Origin of the sequence: Actinomadura sp. HBU206391 (assembly GCF_014323665.1) — a bacterium.
In the GTDB taxonomy this organism is placed as follows: domain Bacteria; phylum Actinomycetota; class Actinomycetes; order Streptosporangiales; family Streptosporangiaceae; genus Actinomadura_C.
Genome location: NZ_JABVEB010000446.1, coordinates 1 through 3,062, shown reverse-complemented (window position 1 = coordinate 3,062; position 3,062 = coordinate 1). Strand labels below are relative to the sequence as shown.

The 3,062-nt window shown below is 70.2% G+C and carries 4 protein-coding genes; 3 read left to right on the top strand and 1 reads right to left on the bottom strand.

The window, feature by feature from the left end; all coding sequences use genetic code 11:
* The coding region (locus HKK72_RS38035; protein WP_187239231.1) for an acyl-CoA dehydrogenase family protein at positions 1–666 on the top strand (666 nt) is incomplete at its 5' end.
* A gap of 91 nt (positions 667–757) precedes the next feature.
* On the opposite strand, the gene HKK72_RS38030 is transcribed toward HKK72_RS38035, so the two are convergent.
* Complete coding sequence (locus HKK72_RS38030) at positions 758–1,942, bottom strand: thiolase family protein (protein WP_187239230.1); 1,185 nt, start codon at positions 1,940–1,942, stop codon at positions 758–760.
* Positions 1,943–2,093: 151 nt separating this feature from the next.
* Between HKK72_RS38030 and HKK72_RS38025 the strand changes: the two genes are divergently transcribed.
* Entirely contained in the window at positions 2,094–2,549 is a 456-nt protein-coding gene (locus HKK72_RS38025) for a winged helix-turn-helix transcriptional regulator (protein ID WP_187239229.1), read from the top strand.
* Between the two features lie 8 nt (positions 2,550–2,557).
* A partial coding sequence (locus tag HKK72_RS38020) for a response regulator transcription factor (RefSeq protein WP_187239228.1) occupies positions 2,558–3,062 on the top strand: 505 nt, incomplete at its 3' end.

Below are 3,062 nucleotides of genomic sequence, written 5' to 3'. Positions count from 1 at the left end.
GCCATCGTCGTGGCCGTCACCGACAAGGAGAAGGGCGTGCGCGGGGGCGGCACCACCGCCTTCCTGGTCGACCGCGACATGGGATGGACGTCGGAGTTCATCCAGACCATGGGCGAGGGCGGCCCCGCCGCACTCGTCTTCGACGACGTCCGGGTGCCCGGCCGCAACATCCTCGGCGAGATCGGACAGGGTTTCGAGCTCGGCATGAAGTGGATCGTCAAAGGCCGCTTCACCATCCCCTCACACGGCGTCGGTATCGCCGAGCGGGCACTGGAGATGGCCATCGAGTACGCCCGCACCCGCCAGACGTTCGGCCGGCCGATCGGCGCCAACCAGGCGATCCAGTGGATGATCGCCGACTCGGAGGTGGAGCTCGAGGCCGCCCGGCTGCTGGTGTTGCGGGCCGCCTGGGCGGTCGACCAGGGCCTCGACTCGCGTCACTCCTCGTCCATGGCCAAGCTGTACGGGGCCGGCATGGTCAACCGCGTCGTCGACCGCGTGCTGCAGATCCACGGCGGCATGGGCTACACCCGTGAGCTGCCCATCGAGCGCTGGTACCGGCAGGTCCGGCTCTACCGCATCTTCGAGGGCACCGACGAGATGCAGCGACTGATCATCTCCCGCGACCTGCTCAGGGGCTACACCAAGCCCGGCCGGCTCGGCTGAGCGGCGAGACGTGCGGGAGGGCGGCCCGGCCTAGCCGTCGGGGGCGGTGCGTCGCCTACCCGGCCGCGGACCCTCTATACCCTGGAGGTCGTCATGACAGCCGTTCCAGGACGGTGGCGTTGGCGAGGCCGCCCGCCTCGCACATCGTCTGCAGCGCGTAGCGGGCGCCGCGCTGCTCCATCGCGTTGACCAGCGTGGCCATCAGGCGGGTGCCGCTGGCCCCGAGCGGATGGCCGAGCGCGATGGCGCCGCCGTTGACGTTCACCTTGGCGGGATCGGCGCCGGTCTCCTGCAGCCAGGCGAGGACCACGCTGGCGAACGCTTCATTGACCTCGAACAGGTCGATGTCGTCCAGGCGCAGTCCCGCGCGGCGCAGCACCTTCTCGGTGGCCGGTATGACCCCGGTCAGCATGAGCAGCGGGTCCGAACCTGTGACGGCGAAGCCGTGCAACCGGGCCCTGGGCCTTAGGCCGAGCCTGGCCGCGGTCTCACTCGAGGCGATGAGCACGGCCGAGGCGCCGTCGTTGACCGGGCTGCTGTTGCCCGCCGTCACCGACCAGTCGATCTGCGGGAACCGTTCGGCGAAGGCCGGGTCGGCGAAGGCGGGGCGGAGCCCGGCGAGGACCTCCGGAGCGGTGTCGGGCCGTACGGACTCGTCACCGGTCACCGTGCCCGCGTCCGTCTCGACCGGGGCGAGCTCGGCGGCGAACAGGCCGTCGGCGTGCGCTCTGGCCGCTCGCCGGTGCGATGTGGTGGCGAAGGCGTCCATCTGCTCGCGGCTGATCGACCACTTGGCGGCGATGAGCTCGGCGCTGATGCCCTGCGGGATGAGCCCCTCGGGATAACGGGCCGCGACGCCGGGGCCGAAGGGGTCGGTTCCCGGTGGGACGTTCGACCACATCGGCACGCGGCTCATCGACTCGACCCCGCAGGCCACCACCAGGTCGTACGCCCCCGAGATCACTCCCTGGGCGGCGAAGTGGACGGCCTGTTGCGAGGAGCCGCACTGCCGGTCGATGGTGGTCGCCGGGACGGCGTCCGGGAAGCCCGCCGACAACCAGGCGTAGCGGGTGGTGTTCATGGCCTGCTCGCCGACCTGGTCGACACAGCCGCCGATCACGTCATCGACGAGGGCGGGATCGATCCCACTGCGGCCGACGAGGGTGCGCAGGGTGTGGGCGAGCAGTTCGACCGGGTGGACTCCCGCGAGCGCGCCGGTCGGCCGGCCTCGTCCCATCGGGGTGCGTACGGCTTCGACGATGACGGCGTCGCGCATGCGATCTCTCCTGTCCCGGCAGTGACTGTCCTGTCTCGCCTGTTACCGGCCGGCCGCGCCCAGGGTCACCCGGCCCGTGTAAGTTTGAAAACTGAACTGACTGTACTTCGGGTGAGTTGGAGACACAAACACACTGCCCTACGGTGGACGCATGGCCTCGCCACGCCCTTGCTCGATCGCCGACACGCTCAGCGTGATCGGCGAGAAGTACTCTCTTCTCGTGCTCCGCGAGGTCTTCTTCGGAGTCCGGCGTTTCAACGACCTCGCCCGTAACATCGGTGCACCGAGGGACGTTCTGACCGTACGGCTGAATCACCTCGTCGAGGCCGGAGTGCTGCGGAAGACGCTCTACAGTGAGCGCCCGCCGCGCTTCGAGTACGAGCCCACCGCGGCCGGCCGGGAGCTCCAGCCGGTTCTGCTCACCCTCCTGCGCTGGGGAGACCGGCACCTGGCCGACCGGCCGCCGGTCGTCTTCGAGCACTCGTGCGGCGCTGATCTCGATCCGGTGGTCGTCTGCCGCCACTGCGCGGCGGAGGCAGCGCCCGCCTCCCTCACGCCTCGCTTTCAAGCCCAGGGCTGGAACGCGGCGGGCGCGGTGAGCGGCTGAGCCGGGACATGTCCGTTTCAGCCGTTGGGAATGGCGCGTCGACGCCCGTCACGATCCTCCTCGTCGAGGACGACGAGGTGATCCGGAAGGCGGTCGCGATGGCGCTGGAGCGCTATGGCTATCAGGTCAGCGTGGCGGGCGACGGTCTGACCGGGCTGGAGCTGTTCAGGGAACGGCGACACGACCTGTTGCTGCTGGACGTGATGCTGCCGGAGTTGGACGGCATCGGGCTGTGCCGGAGGATCAGGGAGTCCAGCCTGGCCCCCATCCTGATGATGTCGGCGCGCGGCGACGCGCTCGACGTGGTGTCGGGTCTGGAGGCGGGGGCCGACGACTACGTCGTCAAGCCGGTCGACACGTCCGTACTGGTGGCCAGGATCCGCTCGCTGCTGCGGCGGGCCGCCTTCACCCCTGACGCGGGGCAGGACCCGGGCCCCGGTTCCGCCCGGGCCGAGGCGCCCGCCGACGGTGATCGGCTCGTCTTCGGTGATCTGACCGTCGACCCCGCCGGTC

Bases quoted from the DNA above. Each gene is read 5' to 3' on its own strand.
- HKK72_RS38030 (WP_187239230.1), bottom strand. From the start codon at position 1,942: ATGCGCGACGCCGTCATCGTCGAAGCCGTACGCACCCCGATGGGACGA.
- HKK72_RS38025 (WP_187239229.1), top strand. From the start codon at position 2,094: ATGGCCTCGCCACGCCCTTGCTCGATCGCCGACACGCTCAGCGTGATC.